Source organism: Bacillus sp. ChL18 (assembly GCF_026241425.1).
Classification (GTDB): domain Bacteria; phylum Bacillota; class Bacilli; order Bacillales; family Bacillaceae; genus Bacillus; species Bacillus velezensis.
Genome location: NZ_JAPHWE010000001.1, coordinates 861328 through 874987, shown reverse-complemented (window position 1 = coordinate 874987; position 13660 = coordinate 861328). Strand labels below are relative to the sequence as shown.

General features: G+C 44.4%; 18 protein-coding genes. 8 read left to right on the top strand and 10 right to left on the bottom strand.

Annotated features, from left to right (window positions below; all coding sequences use genetic code 11):
• Positions 1-849, top strand: a complete 849-nt coding sequence (locus OQ477_RS04655; protein WP_007611979.1) for an STAS domain-containing protein — start codon at positions 1-3, stop codon at positions 847-849.
• A gap of 27 nt (positions 850-876) precedes the next feature.
• On the opposite strand, the gene bshB2 is transcribed toward OQ477_RS04655, so the two are convergent.
• From bshB2 to rarD, 4 genes are all read right to left on the bottom strand, one after another.
• The gene (gene bshB2, locus OQ477_RS04650; RefSeq protein WP_007407961.1) at positions 877-1542 is read right to left on the bottom strand and encodes a bacillithiol biosynthesis deacetylase BshB2; all 666 of its coding nucleotides are present in this window, start codon (positions 1540-1542) and stop codon (positions 877-879) included.
• Between the two features lie 17 nt (positions 1543-1559).
• Positions 1560-1910 carry a YojF family protein gene (locus tag OQ477_RS04645; RefSeq protein WP_007611980.1) on the bottom strand — a complete coding sequence of 117 codons (351 nt, stop codon included), beginning with the start codon at positions 1908-1910 and terminating at the stop codon, positions 1560-1562.
• Positions 1907-2185, bottom strand: a complete 279-nt coding sequence (locus OQ477_RS04640) for a hypothetical protein (RefSeq protein WP_007611981.1) — start codon at positions 2183-2185, stop codon at positions 1907-1909. The genes OQ477_RS04645 and OQ477_RS04640 overlap by 4 nt, the downstream gene beginning before the upstream one ends.
• 67 nt (positions 2186-2252) lie before the next feature.
• Positions 2253-3149: an EamA family transporter RarD gene (gene rarD / locus OQ477_RS04635; RefSeq protein WP_265971563.1), complete on the bottom strand. Its 897-nt coding sequence runs from the start codon at positions 3147-3149 to the stop codon at positions 2253-2255.
• Between the two features lie 97 nt (positions 3150-3246).
• Between rarD and OQ477_RS04630 the strand changes: the two genes are divergently transcribed.
• Complete coding sequence (locus OQ477_RS04630) at positions 3247-3711, top strand: hypothetical protein (protein ID WP_012117757.1); 465 nt, start codon at positions 3247-3249, stop codon at positions 3709-3711.
• Positions 3712-3745: 34 nt separating this feature from the next.
• On the opposite strand, the gene OQ477_RS04625 is transcribed toward OQ477_RS04630, so the two are convergent.
• Positions 3746-3985, bottom strand: a complete 240-nt coding sequence (locus OQ477_RS04625) for a hypothetical protein (RefSeq protein ID WP_003153736.1) — start codon at positions 3983-3985, stop codon at positions 3746-3748.
• A gap of 202 nt (positions 3986-4187) precedes the next feature.
• Between OQ477_RS04625 and OQ477_RS04620 the strand changes: the two genes are divergently transcribed.
• Together OQ477_RS04620 and OQ477_RS04615 are read left to right on the top strand one after the other, a co-directional pair.
• Entirely contained in the window at positions 4188-4577 is a 390-nt protein-coding gene (locus tag OQ477_RS04620) for a tautomerase family protein (protein WP_265971562.1), read from the top strand.
• Between the two features lie 52 nt (positions 4578-4629).
• On the top strand, positions 4630-4998 hold the full coding sequence (locus tag OQ477_RS04615; protein WP_265971560.1) for a hypothetical protein: 369 nt from the start codon (positions 4630-4632) through the stop codon (positions 4996-4998).
• Between the two features lie 39 nt (positions 4999-5037).
• On the opposite strand, the gene OQ477_RS04610 is transcribed toward OQ477_RS04615, so the two are convergent.
• The gene (locus OQ477_RS04610; RefSeq protein ID WP_012117759.1) at positions 5038-5379 is read right to left on the bottom strand and encodes a winged helix-turn-helix transcriptional regulator; all 342 of its coding nucleotides are present in this window, start codon (positions 5377-5379) and stop codon (positions 5038-5040) included.
• Between the two features lie 129 nt (positions 5380-5508).
• Here OQ477_RS04610 and OQ477_RS04605 point away from each other — a divergent pair, with 129 nt between their 5' ends.
• Entirely contained in the window at positions 5509-6117 is a 609-nt protein-coding gene (locus tag OQ477_RS04605; RefSeq protein ID WP_003153727.1) for a nitroreductase family protein, read from the top strand.
• A gap of 43 nt (positions 6118-6160) precedes the next feature.
• Here OQ477_RS04605 and OQ477_RS04600 read toward each other — a convergent pair whose 3' ends face one another.
• Both OQ477_RS04600 and OQ477_RS04595 read right to left on the bottom strand, forming a co-directional pair.
• Entirely contained in the window at positions 6161-6763 is a 603-nt protein-coding gene (locus tag OQ477_RS04600; RefSeq protein WP_163113992.1) for an alpha/beta hydrolase, read from the bottom strand.
• Positions 6764-6765: 2 nt separating this feature from the next.
• On the bottom strand, positions 6766-7689 hold the full coding sequence (locus OQ477_RS04595) for a ring-cleaving dioxygenase (RefSeq protein ID WP_265971559.1): 924 nt from the start codon (positions 7687-7689) through the stop codon (positions 6766-6768).
• 185 nt (positions 7690-7874) lie between these two features.
• Here OQ477_RS04595 and OQ477_RS04590 point away from each other — a divergent pair, with 185 nt between their 5' ends.
• A complete protein-coding gene (locus OQ477_RS04590; RefSeq protein ID WP_007612000.1) occupies positions 7875-8075 on the top strand; it encodes a DUF3311 domain-containing protein in 201 nt (66 codons plus the stop codon).
• Positions 8075-9565 (top strand): sodium:solute symporter family protein, encoded by a 1491-nt coding sequence (locus OQ477_RS04585; RefSeq protein WP_044802205.1) that lies wholly within the window; start codon positions 8075-8077, stop codon positions 9563-9565. Before OQ477_RS04590 ends, OQ477_RS04585 begins: the two co-directional genes overlap by 1 nt.
• A 43-nt stretch (positions 9566-9608) precedes the next feature.
• Here the strand turns inward: OQ477_RS04585 and OQ477_RS04580 are convergent, their stop codons facing one another.
• Entirely contained in the window at positions 9609-11078 is a 1470-nt protein-coding gene (locus tag OQ477_RS04580; protein ID WP_265971558.1) for a glycoside hydrolase family 30 protein, read from the bottom strand.
• A gap of 147 nt (positions 11079-11225) precedes the next feature.
• Positions 11226-12668: a 6-phospho-beta-glucosidase BglA gene (gene bglA, locus OQ477_RS04575; protein ID WP_265971557.1), complete on the bottom strand. Its 1443-nt coding sequence runs from the start codon at positions 12666-12668 to the stop codon at positions 11226-11228.
• Between the two features lie 249 nt (positions 12669-12917).
• Here bglA and OQ477_RS04570 point away from each other — a divergent pair, with 249 nt between their 5' ends.
• Positions 12918-13643: a GntR family transcriptional regulator gene (locus OQ477_RS04570; protein ID WP_014418133.1), complete on the top strand. Its 726-nt coding sequence runs from the start codon at positions 12918-12920 to the stop codon at positions 13641-13643.
• Positions 13644-13660 lie beyond the last annotated feature (17 nt).

Genomic DNA, 13660 nt, shown 5'->3' with positions numbered 1-13660 from the left:
ATGCCAAAACATAAACTGCTGTACGATTATTTAACTGAACGGGCGGAGGACATCAGTCAGACATGGTTTGATACCCTTCATGATACGGATCCTGATTCTGTTTATGCTTCTACTGACCCGGCTGTACTCACGAATCTGAAAAAACAAAATCTGGCGTTTAATTATCAGCTCAATCGGATTTTTTCTGAAGAGAAGGAAGTATATACAGCGGCATTGGAAAAGTGGGCGTTTGAAGCCGCACGGGATGAAGAACATTTAAAAACTCCCATCCATTATATTATTCGCGAGTTTATCAGAGTTCGTGATTTGTATGTCGGCCATGTCAAGCAGTTTACCAGACTTCATTCAGACACCTTGACAGAAGAAGATGCCGAAGATATATTCCATACGCTGATTAAATCGTTTGATGTGGTGATTCATATTTTCATAGAGGAAATGTATAAAAACACAAACATTCAGCTTGAAGCGCAAAAAGAATTGATCACCGAGCTGAGCTCGCCGGTAATTGTGCTTTTTGATAATGTCGGACTGCTGCCGCTGATCGGGGATATTGACACGGCAAGAGCCAAAATGATTTTGGAGAATACGCTGCATCAGTGTTCAGAGAAGCGCATCACGCAGCTGTACATTGATTTATCGGGCGTAGCCATGATTGATACGATGGTTGCCCAACAGCTTTTCACCTTAATTGAATCACTCGGAATGCTCGGCGTGAAAGCGACATTATCCGGAATTCGTCCTGAAATCGCCCAAACCGCGGTGCAGCTCGGACTGAGTTTTTCAAATTTATCAATACGGTCTTCGCTTGCGGAAGCGATCGCCTCCGATCTGACACAAAAAAAGGGATAAGGCATTTCAGCCTTATCCCTTTTTTTATCAGTCTTTCCACGGATATGTCCAATACACTTCTTCTTCAAACCATGTCTGAAGAACCGGCTCGTTATTTTTTATTTTTTCTTCCAGCTCTCTCAGCATGCCTTCCGTTTGGGTGCGGTGCGCTTTTAATGCATTCATTTTAATATCGGCAACCTCTTTAATATCAAGAATGACATCAGGCTTGCCGACGGCTTCCTCCCTGTTGCGGGTGATTGCCATGCAAAGCGTGCGCGGGCGGTCCTCTTTTTTCTTTCTGTAAAGCGCTCTGATAACCGCTTCGCCGCATGCATCATGATCCGGATGGACGCCGTGCTCCGGATAGAATGTAACAATCAGACTCGGTTTTACATCGTCGATAATCTCTTCCATCATATCCGCGAGCCACTCGTCATCTTCAAATTCAAGTGTTTTATCACGAAGCCCGAGCATTCTCAGGTCAGTAACGTCCATTGCTTTGCATGCGTCGATCAGCTCTTGTTTTCTTAACAGCGGCAGTGTTTCACGGTTCGCGAAAAAAGGATCTCCCATGTTCCGGCCCATTTCGCCAAGCGTTGCGCATGCATACGTAACGGGAATATCTTTTTGTCTGTGTAAAGCAATCAGCCCTGCCACTCCGTATGATTCATCATCAGGGTGAGGCAGGATGACGAGTACATGTTCTTTCATGATTTTCACCCTTTTCTTTAAACTGTAAACGGCTTTTCGCTGATTTGAAGCGAAATCGCCAATTTTCCGCCCGGCAGATGCCCTGCCATTAACAAGCGGTCTTCGTCATCTACTGTATACTCAGTTAAACCTTCTGCGTAAATCCAGCCCTCTTCTGTTTTCAAACCGACGCGGTACGGGCCGTTTCCTTTGATTTTCGCCTGATGGTACGTCACTTTTGCATTGCGTATATAGGCTACAACCGTCATGTTTTTCTCATTCAGATGCGCTGAATAAGAACCGGTCGTTGTTTCCAAATGGATATATACAGGACGATCGGCATATCGCTCTAAAGAAGTTTGCACATCTTCTTTTATGATCGCTTTCATAGCTGCTCCCCTCTTTCTTCTTTTAAAAATTGCAAACGCTTCGTATGTAGTTCAACCAATTCATATTTCTCAATCGGCCGCAGCCGGGAATCTACAATTCGCTGCACCGCCAGAGCAAACTTTTCCTCGGGTGTCTTCCGGAGCCTCGGATGTGTTCTTTGATCAAGCAGTTCAAGATCAATTGCCTTCTCCGCTTCTTCAAGGGTTGAAGCCGGGAGAGTGCGGTTATTCCACAGTGCCTGATAGGCTTTTGCTATGTCTTTATCAGTGCCCATTGTACAGCTCCTTTACATACTCGTAATGATTATACATAATTTAAGCTATCGCTGGAAAGCGAAAGGCTTAGCGGCTTTTTATCGGCCGCTTCCATTTTATCTGTGAAAAGGTAAACAAAAGCAATGCTGCCCATATACAAATGAAGGTAAACGCTTTTTGCCCGGAAAACGGTTCATGATACACAAATACGCCGAGCATAAGGGTAATAGTCGGCGCTATATATTGCAAAATGCCGACTTGATACAGCGGCAGACGCTTTGCCCCCTCTGCAAACAGCAACAGCGGCAGGGCCGTAAATACGCCTGCGAAAAATAGGAGCGCCCATGTTCCTGCCCCCAAGGACCCGGAAGTGCTCCCGTCAGCTGTATATCCTAAATAAATAAGTGCAGCCGGGGTAATCAAAAGCGTCTCCAGCGTCAGTCCCATCGTGCTGGACATGCGGGTTCTTTTTTTGCATAAGCCGTACAGGCCGAAGCTGAATGCAAGCAGCAATGCGATATAAGGAACCGCGCCATATTGAAACGCAGATATGATCACGGCCGCCCCGGCAATAGAAACGGCTGCTGTTTGCACCTTGTTAAGCTTTTCTTTTAAGAATAGGATGCCCAAAAGAACGGAAACGAGCGGATTAATGTAATACCCGAGACTTGCTTCAAGCAAAAAGCCGTGATTAACGGCCCATATGTACACAAACCAATTAACGGAAATTAAAACGGAAGCGAAAAAAAGCGCCAGCAGGCCCCCTTCCGATTTCAAAAGACGCAGTTCACGCCATCCGGTTTTCCACTTCTTAAGCACAGTTAAAAGCACACACATGAAAACAAATGACCATAAAATCCGGTGAGCTAAAATGTCCAATGCGGGTATTTGTTCAAGAAGTTTCCAATAGACCGGAAACAGCCCCCACATGGCGAAAGAACAAGCGGTATAAATGATTCCTTTTCTTGCGTTATTCCCTTGCACGGCCTTCCCCTTCCTTTCTGTAAACAGATTATATTATATCACGGGAAGCTTCCGGCGGGCATATACTATGTTGTCCGTTAAGAAAGGGTGAGATGCCGTGTTTGATTGGAACAAATATTTTCCCTTCCAAAATCAGTTCTCTAAAGAAACGTTTAAAAATGCTGATCCGAAAGATGTCGAGACATATGTCAACCGAGTGATGGAAAGCGTATTCGGCGCCGGTTATGCCGGACAGTTCCCTTTTCGCGATCCCATGTCCAAAAATGCCGAGCCGGTCGAAGCGGAACCGCCCAAGCCGGAAATTGACCTTTTTGAAACATCCGATCATGTTTTTGCGAAAATTCCCGCCGAACAAGAAGAACTCGACCGTATCAGGATTAAGCATACGTCACACAGCCTCGTTGTAGAGAACAGCAGTCTGGGAGAAGGAAAAAAAGAAATCGTCCTTCCGAGCCTCGTCAAACGAAAAGGAACAAAAGCAGTCTATAAAGACGGGATGATTGAAGTTATGTTTTCAAAACAGGAAGACTACAATCTATCGGAAGTGGAGATTTTAAGATAAAAAAACGGCCCGCGCGATGCAGGCCGTTTTTTCTTTAATAAAATGGCGGATAACCGCCGGCTCCCGGCCCGAAACCGCCGTATGGGACGCCTCCGTATCCGTAACCGGCGAACCCGTACGGATAGCGGGGTCTTGTAAAACCTGTGGCAATCACGCCTCCGAGAAGACCGCCTAAAAATCCGCCGAATAAAGGAGCGCCGAACAAAAAAGGACTTCTCGCCGGAAATCCGGCAGGACCGAAATTCCCGCGATACAATGCATGACGAGGGTACATGTTTTTCCTCCTTTATGTCTGCCTATTCTTAAGCGTATTCATAAAATGAGGAAATTGATTGGGCGATTGTAACAACATGTGTCTCTCTCTGATATTGCATTAATGTATAAATATTTTGGTTATAATTTGATTACATTTTGATTAACTGTTATACTTTTTTACAAGTTGCGACATTATATAAAACCATCAGGGGGAATAAAATATGCCATTACTTCGTTTTGACGTTATTGAAGGCCGGGATGACGCAGCATTAAAAAAATTACTGGATACCGCCCATTACGCCATTGTTAAAGCTTTTGATGTCCCTGTAACGGACCGTTATCAGATCGTTCACCAGCATCGGCCTCATGAGCTTATCATTGAAGATACCGGGCTCGGTTTCAAAAGAAGCAAAGATCTTGTCATCATCAGCATTGTCAGCAAAGCGCGCACCGAACATCAAAAAGAAACATTATATCAACTGATGGCTGATCAGCTTAAAACAGAATGCGGCATATCACCCGAGGACGTCATGATTTCCATTACGGAAAACGGGAACGCCGATTGGAGCTTCGGGCTTGGTGAGGCTCAGTTTTTAACCGGGAAACTGTAAAAGGCCTCCCCGCTTGTTCTGAATGATCGCAAACTGAATAAAAGAGGGATGTATGTTGGTTAGTGAGTTGTACCCTTGTTTGATATGCGGATTTAAAGGATTAGAGACAAGACCCGTTTATAACGGCGAATATCAAAAAACATTTGATATTTGCCCCTGCTGCGGGTTTGAATTCGGTTACAGCGAAGACCATGACGTAAGCCTAGGGTTTATTGTAACGCCTGATCATTTAATTGAAGCAGCATTTCAGTTATACCGGAAACAGTGGATTGAGGGAGGAATGAAACTATTTTCTCCAAATGATGTCCCGGCGGAATGTAAAAATGATTATTTCCTTACATTTGATGCTTTATTAAAGCAATTAAAAGGCTTGAATCTCAATCTGAACAATTTTGATATTAATGGTTTTTATGACGAGTAAACATTATCATTAAGAAAAGGCTGCCTTGGGCAGCCTTTGTTATTCATCACATGTGTCGTTGGCAGATCCCCCGGGCTCGCAAAAACTGTCTGCCCATTTTTGCATTTCCTGAAAAACGGCTTGCAGGGCCAAGCCTTTATCAGTCAGTTTATAAATGACTTTGACAGGTGTTTCAGGCAGCACCTGACGCTCGACGATTTCATTTTGTTCCAGCTCTTTGAGCCGCTCCGCGAGCATTTTTTGGCTGATTGTCGGTATCGTTTCGGTCATATCTTTAAATCGTTTCGGCCCGTCCATCAGTACATGGATAATGAGGCCGTTCCAGCGCTTTCCCAAAAGGGAAAAAGCAGATTCCATTTTAGGACACATTGTATATCCCACGTGAGTTCATCCCTTCATCTATGAATTGACAAGTTTTTTGTGATCCATTAAAATTAGTTTCCGAGTTACATTTAGTAAGCTTCTAACTTTTCTATTATGATAACACGTTTATCCGAAGGAGGAAACATGATGACATCCGTATTAGACGTTTTAAAGGAACGCGCATCTGTTAAAGAATACGATAAAGACGCGGTCATTACAAAGGAGGAATTAACAGAACTCCTTGAAATCACAACGCAAGCGCCTTCCGCCTGGAACCTTCAGCATTGGCATTTTCAAGTCTTTCACAGTGATGAAGCAAAAGCTGCCCTGCTTCCGGTTGCTTTTAATCAAAAACAGATTATTGATTCATCAGCAGTTATTGCCGTATTAGGCGACTTAAAAGCAAATGAAAATGGTGAAGACGTTTATGCTGAACTGGCTGAGCAAGGCAATATCACAGAAGAGATTAAACAAACGCTTTTAGGCCAGATTAACGGTGCATACCAAAATGATCAGTTTGCCCGTGATTCAGCATTTTTAAACGCTTCTTTAGCAGCGATGCAGCTGATGCTTGCCGCTAAAGCAAAAGGCTACGACACTTGCGCGATCGGCGGATTCAATAAAGAGCAATTCGTTAAGGAATTCGACGTGAGCGAGCGTTTCGTGCCCGTCATGCTGATTTCAATCGGTAAAGCCGTTAAGCCGGCACATAAAAGCAACCGGCTGCCTGTATCTAAAGTGTCAACTTGGCTGTAAGATGAAAGAAACCCTTAGTCCGCTTAAGCAGACTAAGGGTTTTTTATAGGAATCGCTCACTGTACCAGGTTCGTGCCTGCTCTGCTTCCTGCTGTGTGAGCTGATGACCGCCCTCTTGCCATTCAAGAGCAACGGATGCATGAGCAGCTGTCAGATACTGATAAAGCTCCTCCGATTCTTCTTTTGTACATAGGGGATCGCGTTTTCCCGCACCGATAAACACAGGCAGCCCTTCCATATCAGGCAGCTTCACTCCGCGTATCGGCACCATCGGATGATGCAGAACCGCTCCTTTCAGTACATCCTTATAATGAAACAAAAGACTTGCTGCAATATTGGCGCCGTTTGAATAGCCGGCAGCAATCACGTTTTCTCTGCTGAATCCGTACATTTGCGCCGCTTCATCAATAAAATTCTTTAATTCTTCCGTCCGTTCAATTAAATCTTTCTCGTCAAATACGCCTTCTTTCAGCCGCTTAAAAAAACGGGGCATGCCGTTTTCCGACACTGATCCTCTGACCCCGAGCAGACTTGCGTTCGGATCGATAAAACGTCCGAGCGACAGAAGATCATGTTCATTTCCTCCCGTTCCGTGCAAAAGCAGCAGAACATTTTCTGACGTTCCCTGTTCAAACACATGTTTCATCATCATTCTCCTTTCTCCACTTTGGGCAGAACAGCTGTAATCTGGCTGCGATGCTCTTCCAGCCATTCCGGAAGCTTCAGCTCTGTTCCGAGATTTTCAAAGGATTCATCCGTCATAAAGCCCGGTTCATCGGTTGCCATTTCAAATAAAATGCCGCCGCTTTCCCTGAAATAAATTGATGTGAAGTAAGACCTGTCAAGAATGTCAGATGAAGCAAGATGAGAATCAGCAAGAATATCCTTCCATTTCGCCTGCTCTTTTTCGCTAGTGCGGAAAGCGACATGATGAACTGTCCCGTAACCGCCGATACCTGTTTCTTTCGGCGCAAGGTCAACATCTATAATATGTCCGATCCGCGCCTCCGATTGCAGCCTGACAATCTGATGTTCTTCTCCTGTCTTTGAATAACCGAAGCGTTCTATGAGAAATTGAATGGTTGCTTCAGGACGGTACGAGTACAGAAGAACACCTCTCATGCCTGTGATCGCTTCTTTTTCGGTAATGCCCGGAGACGTCCATTCACTCTGTCCGCTTCTTTCATCTTCCATTATGGCAAGCGGCAGGTCTTCTGTATCATTAAAGAGAAGCACTTGTTCAGACAGCATGATCTGTTCTTTTACAGACAAGCCGTTTTCTTCAAGCCGGCGCTTCCAAAACGCGAGTGCTCCTTTCGGCACGGAGAAATAAATTCTTCCGGCCTGCCCTTTTCCCACGGTTCCCGGGCGGCTTCCCTGAAAAGGAAAAAATGTAATAATCGTGCCCGGCTCTCCGTTTTGGTTGCCGAAATAAAAGTGATAAGTGGCCGGGTCGTCAAAATTAACGGTTTTTTTAACGAGCCGCAAACCCAGCACTTCAGTATAAAACCGAAGATTTTCAGCAGGATCTTTTGCAAATGCGGTAACATGGTGCAATCCTTGTGTATTCAATGTATTCACTCCTAAATATCTTGATTTCGAGATATTAACTATTCTAATTTAATATGAATGAAGATGCAACTAAAGTGTTTCAGTTAAAAAAGTAATAGAATTCTTTTTTTTCTGAAAAATATCTTGTGATCTTATCTGACACCTGCTATGATAAGGAGCATTATCAAGTTTCAGGAGGAAAGTAAATGGTCAGAAAAGCACTAATTTTCGTTCTCATCTTAATCCCTTTCAGCCAGCTGGCCCTGCTGTCAGCCGCTAATCGGGTTCATCCGATCATTATCGGGCTGCCTTTTTTTCATTTCTGGCTGCTTTTATGGATCGCAGTCACTCCATTATGTTCGTTTCTTATCTATAGGCTGCAGAAGAAACAAGGAGGACTGGACTGATGCCCGCAAATATAACAGCATTGATCATTACAGCCATCATCGTTTTAACCGTTGTCTGCATCGGCTTTATAGCCGGGAGAGACAAATCATCACGCACTTCTGTTGAGGAATGGTCTGTCGGCGGCAGACGGTTCGGGGGGCTCCTCGTCTGGTTTTTAGTCGGCGCGGATCTTTATACGGCTTATACGTTTTTAGGCTTAACAAGCACAGCCTACACAGGGGGAAGCGTTGCTTTTTTTGCAATCCCGTATTCTGTTTTGGCGTATTTTATCGCTTATTTCTTTCTGCCGAAGCTGTGGAAAGTGGCAAAAATACACAAATTAACGACGCTTGCCGATTATGCCCGTGAGCGTTTTGACAGTAAACTTTTGGCCAGTCTTGTCGCCATTGTCGGCGTTCTTATGCTCATTCCTTATATTTGTCTCCAGCTGAGCGGAATTCAAGATACGCTTCAGGTGGCCGGAACGGGTGTCATTAATGTCAATATGGTCGTCATTATCTCTTTTATTCTTGTAGCGCTGTATACTTTTTTCAGCGGAATTAAAGGGCCGACCTTTACGGCGATTATTAAAGACATTCTGGTGTGGGTGATTATGCTGTTTATGGTCGTCTCACTCCCGCTGATCCATTTTCACGGCTGGACGCCGATGATTCACACTCTGGCTGAAAAAGCGCCGCAAATGCTGACGATCCCGGATTCGGGGCCGAAAGGAATTCCTTGGTTTATCACAGCTTCCATCGTATCTGCGCTGGCGCTCTTTATGTGGGCGCATGCGGCAACCGGCGTATTTACGGCAAAAAGCGCAGATGCCGTCCGCAAAAACAGCATGTTTCTGCCGCTTTATAATATTGTTTTGATTCTTGTTATTTTTCTCGGCTTTATCGCGTTTCTTGTCCTGCCGGAAGATACCAATCCGCGGCTCGCTTTATTGAAGCTGATTCAAACGTCTTACGGCGGAGTCGCGCAGGGCTTTGCTTACTCCACGATTGCCCTTGCGTCATTGATTCCCTGCTCTATCATGGCCATCGGGGCATCAAACTTATTTGCGAATAACTTATATCGGGATTTGATTCACCCGAATGTGTCACCAAGCAAGCTGACGATGATCACCCGTTCAATGGTATTTGTCGTCATCGGACTCGCGCTTTTATTCGGCATGCTGTTCCCGACTGCGCTCGTTACCCTTCAGCTTCTCGGTGTTTCCGGCATGGTTCAGATCTTTCCGGCTATCGCCGTCAGTCTGTTTTGGAAGAATCAAACGAAAGAAGCGACAATTATCGGTCTTCTCGTCGGTCTTATCGTGACATTCACGGTAAATATCACCCAATCCGCCCACGGTATATATGAAGGCTTTTGGGGTTTGACCGCTAACATGGCAGCCGTTATTATCCTTAACCCGTTTTTTGTAAAAAATGCGGCTTCAAACGCCGTCAAAGACGGTTTATTCAATAAAGCGCCTTCTGATCAACTGAACCAAAAAGGCGCTTAACAGAAAGAAGCCGGCACGTAAATGTGCCGGTTTTTTACTTTTTTCACTTCCATTTGTAGGTAGCCACAGTTTTAGCCGGGGTGACAGCTTCAAACTGCCGATTTTCTGAAACGACATGGAATTTTTGATCGGCGGATGTCTGGTTGATTACGACTGTCACAATGGATTGATCAGGATTAAGGAACGATACATTCGAGACTGTGTTTTTGGAGCCGTAATTACTTTCTATCCGCTTTGCTCCCCGGTCGATAAATTTTGAAAAGTTGCCTGTCATATGAAAGATCGGGATATTCCAATAGCGGTCAGGGTTTTTAGCATCCTGAATAAACAGCGTCGGGTCTGGGGTGCCTATCCAATGATGCGTCTTGATTTGACTGTCGAGCATCGTCACCCACGCATTGTAGCTCGACGCGCCGTTGCGGAAATACTGCGCGATCCGGTCCGCCCCTGCCGTCCCCCAGACAGACCGCTCCGTTAAGTGAATAGATTGATCAGGATATCTCTTTCCGATTTCCGACATGACGGAAAGGTCACCGTCATAATCGTGAAAAGCGATGCCGTCTGCCGCCCGGTTTCCTTTTTTATCATCTAAAATCGGCGGAATATAGTTCCACGCCCCGCTCGCATTGTGATCATAAATCCAAATTTTCGTGTCAATTACGTGTTTTTTCATTTCTTTTTTTAAGGCCAGTGCCAGTTTGCGCTGCTGAGACGGCGGCATATACATGCTCGGATAGTCGATTTCCAGCAAAGGTTCATTTTGAAGGGTCATGGCATAAATCGGAATTCCTTGCTTTTCGTACGCCTCAATAAATTTGCGGAAGTAAACGGCCAGTGCGCCGATATATTTATCTTTCAGCTTTCCCCGCTTGAGGTTTTCATTCGTTTTCATCCAAGCCGGCGGGCTCCACGGCGAGGCAATGATTTTCAGTTCCGGATTTATCGCCAGCGCTTCCTTGATGGTTGCTGTAATGTGTAAATCAATATCCTTTTGGATCGAGAAATGACGGAGCTTAGGATCTGTTTGGCCTTCAGGCATATCGTCATACGTATAAAATTCCTGTGCCGTAAAATCAGATGTCCCGATCGTTATGCGCATAACGTCCATGCCGATACCATCTTTGGGATCAACCAGTTTTTTCAGCACTTCCTTTCTTTTTGCGGGTGTCATTTTTGATAAATTATGGATTGTGGATTCTTCCAGAGACGATCCTACGCCTAACACACTTTGATAGCGGCGCGACGGATCAATATACACAGCGGCGGAGTCAGAAGCCTTCTTTTTTGTCAATGTAAGCGGTGTTTGTTCGTCTAAGGCGTATTTCACTTCCAGCGGCCCGTCATACCACGTACGGGAAGCCGGATCTTTTTCAGAACTGAACCACACCCTTACTTTGTTTTTGTCTGAAGCCTTCCGATCAGCCGCATACACTTCGGTTTCCATGCTGCTTGATATGAAAAAGAAAAACATAAGAAAAACCAGCGTCATGTGCAGACCTTTTTTAAAAAACATGAACCACCATCCCTTTCCTTATTTTTATAAGCGATTCTAAATGAAAAGCCGGACAGTCACCTCCTTCCCGCTTGAATGAATACGCTTTCAAAATTACTGATAAAAAGCAGGCTTCACACGACGGTGAAGCCTTCCCTTTTTACACCTTTAGGATACATATGAACCGTTTGTTTCAATCACTTTTTTATACCATTCAAATGAGTCTTTCTTAAGCCGCCTCATTGAACCGTTGCCTTCATTATCCCGATCAACATAAATCATGCCGTAGCGTTTTTTCATTTCTCCGGTTGTAAATGACACGATATCAATAATTCCCCATGGTGTATAGCCCATTACATCCACACCATCATATGTGATTGCTTTTTTCAAAGCTTTTATATGTGACGATAAATATTCAATTCTTGAAGTGTCATGAATTGAACCGTCCTCTTCTAATGTGTCGATGGCGCCGAATCCGTTTTCCACGATAAATAATGGAATCTGATAGCGGTCGTATAAGCGGTTTAATGTGTACCGTAAACCGGTCGGGTCAATCGCCCAGCCCCAATCACTCGCTGTAATATAAGGATTGTCCACGCCGTTTGGCAATCCTCCGTTCACGACATCTCCGGTATTATCGTTTGATACATCACTTTTTACGGTTGTAGACATGTAATAGCTGAATCCGAGGTAGTCCACTCGGCCGTTTTTCAAAATCTCTTCATCACCGTCTTCAAAGTGTATCTGATAGCCTTCTCTTTCAAACTCTTTTAACGCATAGCTTGGATAATATCCGCGAACCTGCACGTCCGGGAAGAAAAAACGCTGTCTCATCGTTTCTTCAGCCAGCATCACATCATCGGGGTGAGATGAGTACGGGTAAATCGGAACATGTGATACCATCGCGCCGATCCTGAACTCGGGATTGATTTTCCTTCCCTTCGAAACAGCCAATGCGCTTGCCAGCAGTTCGTGATGGCCGGCCTGATACATGACTTCTTTTGCGTTTTCGTTTTCTTTGACGGCGACGCCTGAGTTCGTCCATAAAAAGATCGGATTTTTCACATCCATCTTATTATTAATTTCGTTAAACGTCATCCAATACTTCACCTTATGTTTATAGCGTTCAAAACACACTTCAGCGAATTTCACAAAAAATCCGACTGTTTTTCTGTTTCTGAAACCGCCGTATTCCCTCGCCAAATGCAGCGGCATCTCAAAATGTGACAGCGTGATTACCGGTTCAATCCCATGTTTCAGCAATTCATCAAACACCCGGTCGTAAAAAGCCAATCCTTCCTCATTGGGCTCGGCTTCATCACCTTTAGGAAAAATTCTGCTCCAGCCGATGGACGTTCTTAAACATTTCAGGCCCAGTTCGCTGAATAACGCGATGTCTTCTTTATAACGATGATAAAAATCGATCGCTTCATGATTCGGATAAAATTCCCGCTCTTCAATTGTATCTGTTATTTTCCGGGGCACACCATGCGCCCCTGCCGTCATGACGTCCACTACACTCGGCCCCTTGCCGCCTTTATTCCATCCCCCTTCAAATTGGTGGGCGGCCAGAGCGCCTCCCCATAAAAAGTCTTTTGGCAATGTCCCCATCGTTTATATCCTCCTTTATTTGATTGCCGCTTGCATGCCGAATAAATGCACTGCAGCCGCTTCAAGCATCCGCTTCGCAAGTGTAGAAGAAATCCTGCCTTTATTTTCATATTATACGTTTATATTATAATTGTACCGGTATAATTTATCAATACATAAACAATTATAGTTAATTTACGAAATGGCTTTTAAAAACGATTATGCTATAATTCTGAAAGAAGCGGGACAATAAATGAATGAGGAATGTATATGTTAAAATACCAGCAAATCGCGATAGATATTGAAAAATACATAGAAGAACATCAGCTGCAGCAAGGGGATAAACTGCCTGTGCTGCAAACCTTAATGACCCGGTTTAACGTGAGCAAAAGCACGATCACCAAGTCCTTAGATTTATTAGAAAAAAAGGGGATTGTGTTTCAAGTGAGGGGAAGCGGCATTTTTGTCAGACGGAATAAAAGAAAAGGGTATATCAGTCTGCTTTCTAATCAGGGATTTAAAGAATCACTTGAAGATTTTAATGTCACTTCCAAATTATTAGCGCTGGAAGTGAGAAAACCCACGCCTGAGGCTGCCCAAAATCTGAATATGCCGCCTGACGGCGACGTGTATTATGTCAAGCGAATCCGATATATTGACGGGCTGACATTGTGTATCGAAGAGTCATTTTATAACAAATCGATTATTACGTATTTGAATAAAGAGATCGTGGCAGAATCAATATTTGATTATATTCGAGAAGGTCTCGGGTTAAAGCGCGGTTTTTCAGATTTATATCTGTACGCGGGGATGTTAAATGAGGAAGAAGCGGAGTACTTAGGTCTGTTTACAGGAGCGCCTAAGCTTTGCGTTGAAACGATTTTTCATTTAACCAACGGCCAGCCGTTTGACTACTCTAAAGTCACCTATCACTATGAGCAATCACAGTTTTTCATTCAGGCGAACAGCCACCTTTTTGAACAGGAAACGACATAAGACGGGCTTTTCGCAAA

Coding starts and splice junctions, on each gene's coding strand:
- OQ477_RS04625 (WP_003153736.1), bottom strand. CDS start 3,985: ATGTACCCTCGTCATGCATTGTATCGCGGGAATTTCGGTCCTGCCGGA.
- OQ477_RS04640 (WP_007611981.1), bottom strand. CDS start 2,185: ATGGGCACTGATAAAGACATAGCAAAAGCCTATCAGGCACTGTGGAAT.
- bglA (WP_265971557.1), bottom strand. CDS start 12,668: ATGGGGACATTGCCAAAAGACTTTTTATGGGGAGGCGCTCTGGCCGCC.
- OQ477_RS04615 (WP_265971560.1), top strand. CDS start 4,630: ATGTTGGTTAGTGAGTTGTACCCTTGTTTGATATGCGGATTTAAAGGA.
- OQ477_RS04580 (WP_265971558.1), bottom strand. CDS start 11,078: ATGTTTTTTAAAAAAGGTCTGCACATGACGCTGGTTTTTCTTATGTTT.
- bshB2 (WP_007407961.1), bottom strand. CDS start 1,542: ATGAAAGAACATGTACTCGTCATCCTGCCTCACCCTGATGATGAATCA.
- OQ477_RS04620 (WP_265971562.1), top strand. CDS start 4,188: ATGCCATTACTTCGTTTTGACGTTATTGAAGGCCGGGATGACGCAGCA.
- OQ477_RS04590 (WP_007612000.1), top strand. CDS start 7,875: ATGGTCAGAAAAGCACTAATTTTCGTTCTCATCTTAATCCCTTTCAGC.
- OQ477_RS04585 (WP_044802205.1), top strand. CDS start 8,075: ATGCCCGCAAATATAACAGCATTGATCATTACAGCCATCATCGTTTTA.
- OQ477_RS04645 (WP_007611980.1), bottom strand. CDS start 1,910: ATGAAAGCGATCATAAAAGAAGATGTGCAAACTTCTTTAGAGCGATAT.
- OQ477_RS04605 (WP_003153727.1), top strand. CDS start 5,509: ATGACATCCGTATTAGACGTTTTAAAGGAACGCGCATCTGTTAAAGAA.
- OQ477_RS04655 (WP_007611979.1), top strand. CDS start 1: ATGCCAAAACATAAACTGCTGTACGATTATTTAACTGAACGGGCGGAG.
- OQ477_RS04570 (WP_014418133.1), top strand. CDS start 12,918: ATGTTAAAATACCAGCAAATCGCGATAGATATTGAAAAATACATAGAA.
- OQ477_RS04600 (WP_163113992.1), bottom strand. CDS start 6,763: ATGAAACATGTGTTTGAACAGGGAACGTCAGAAAATGTTCTGCTGCTT.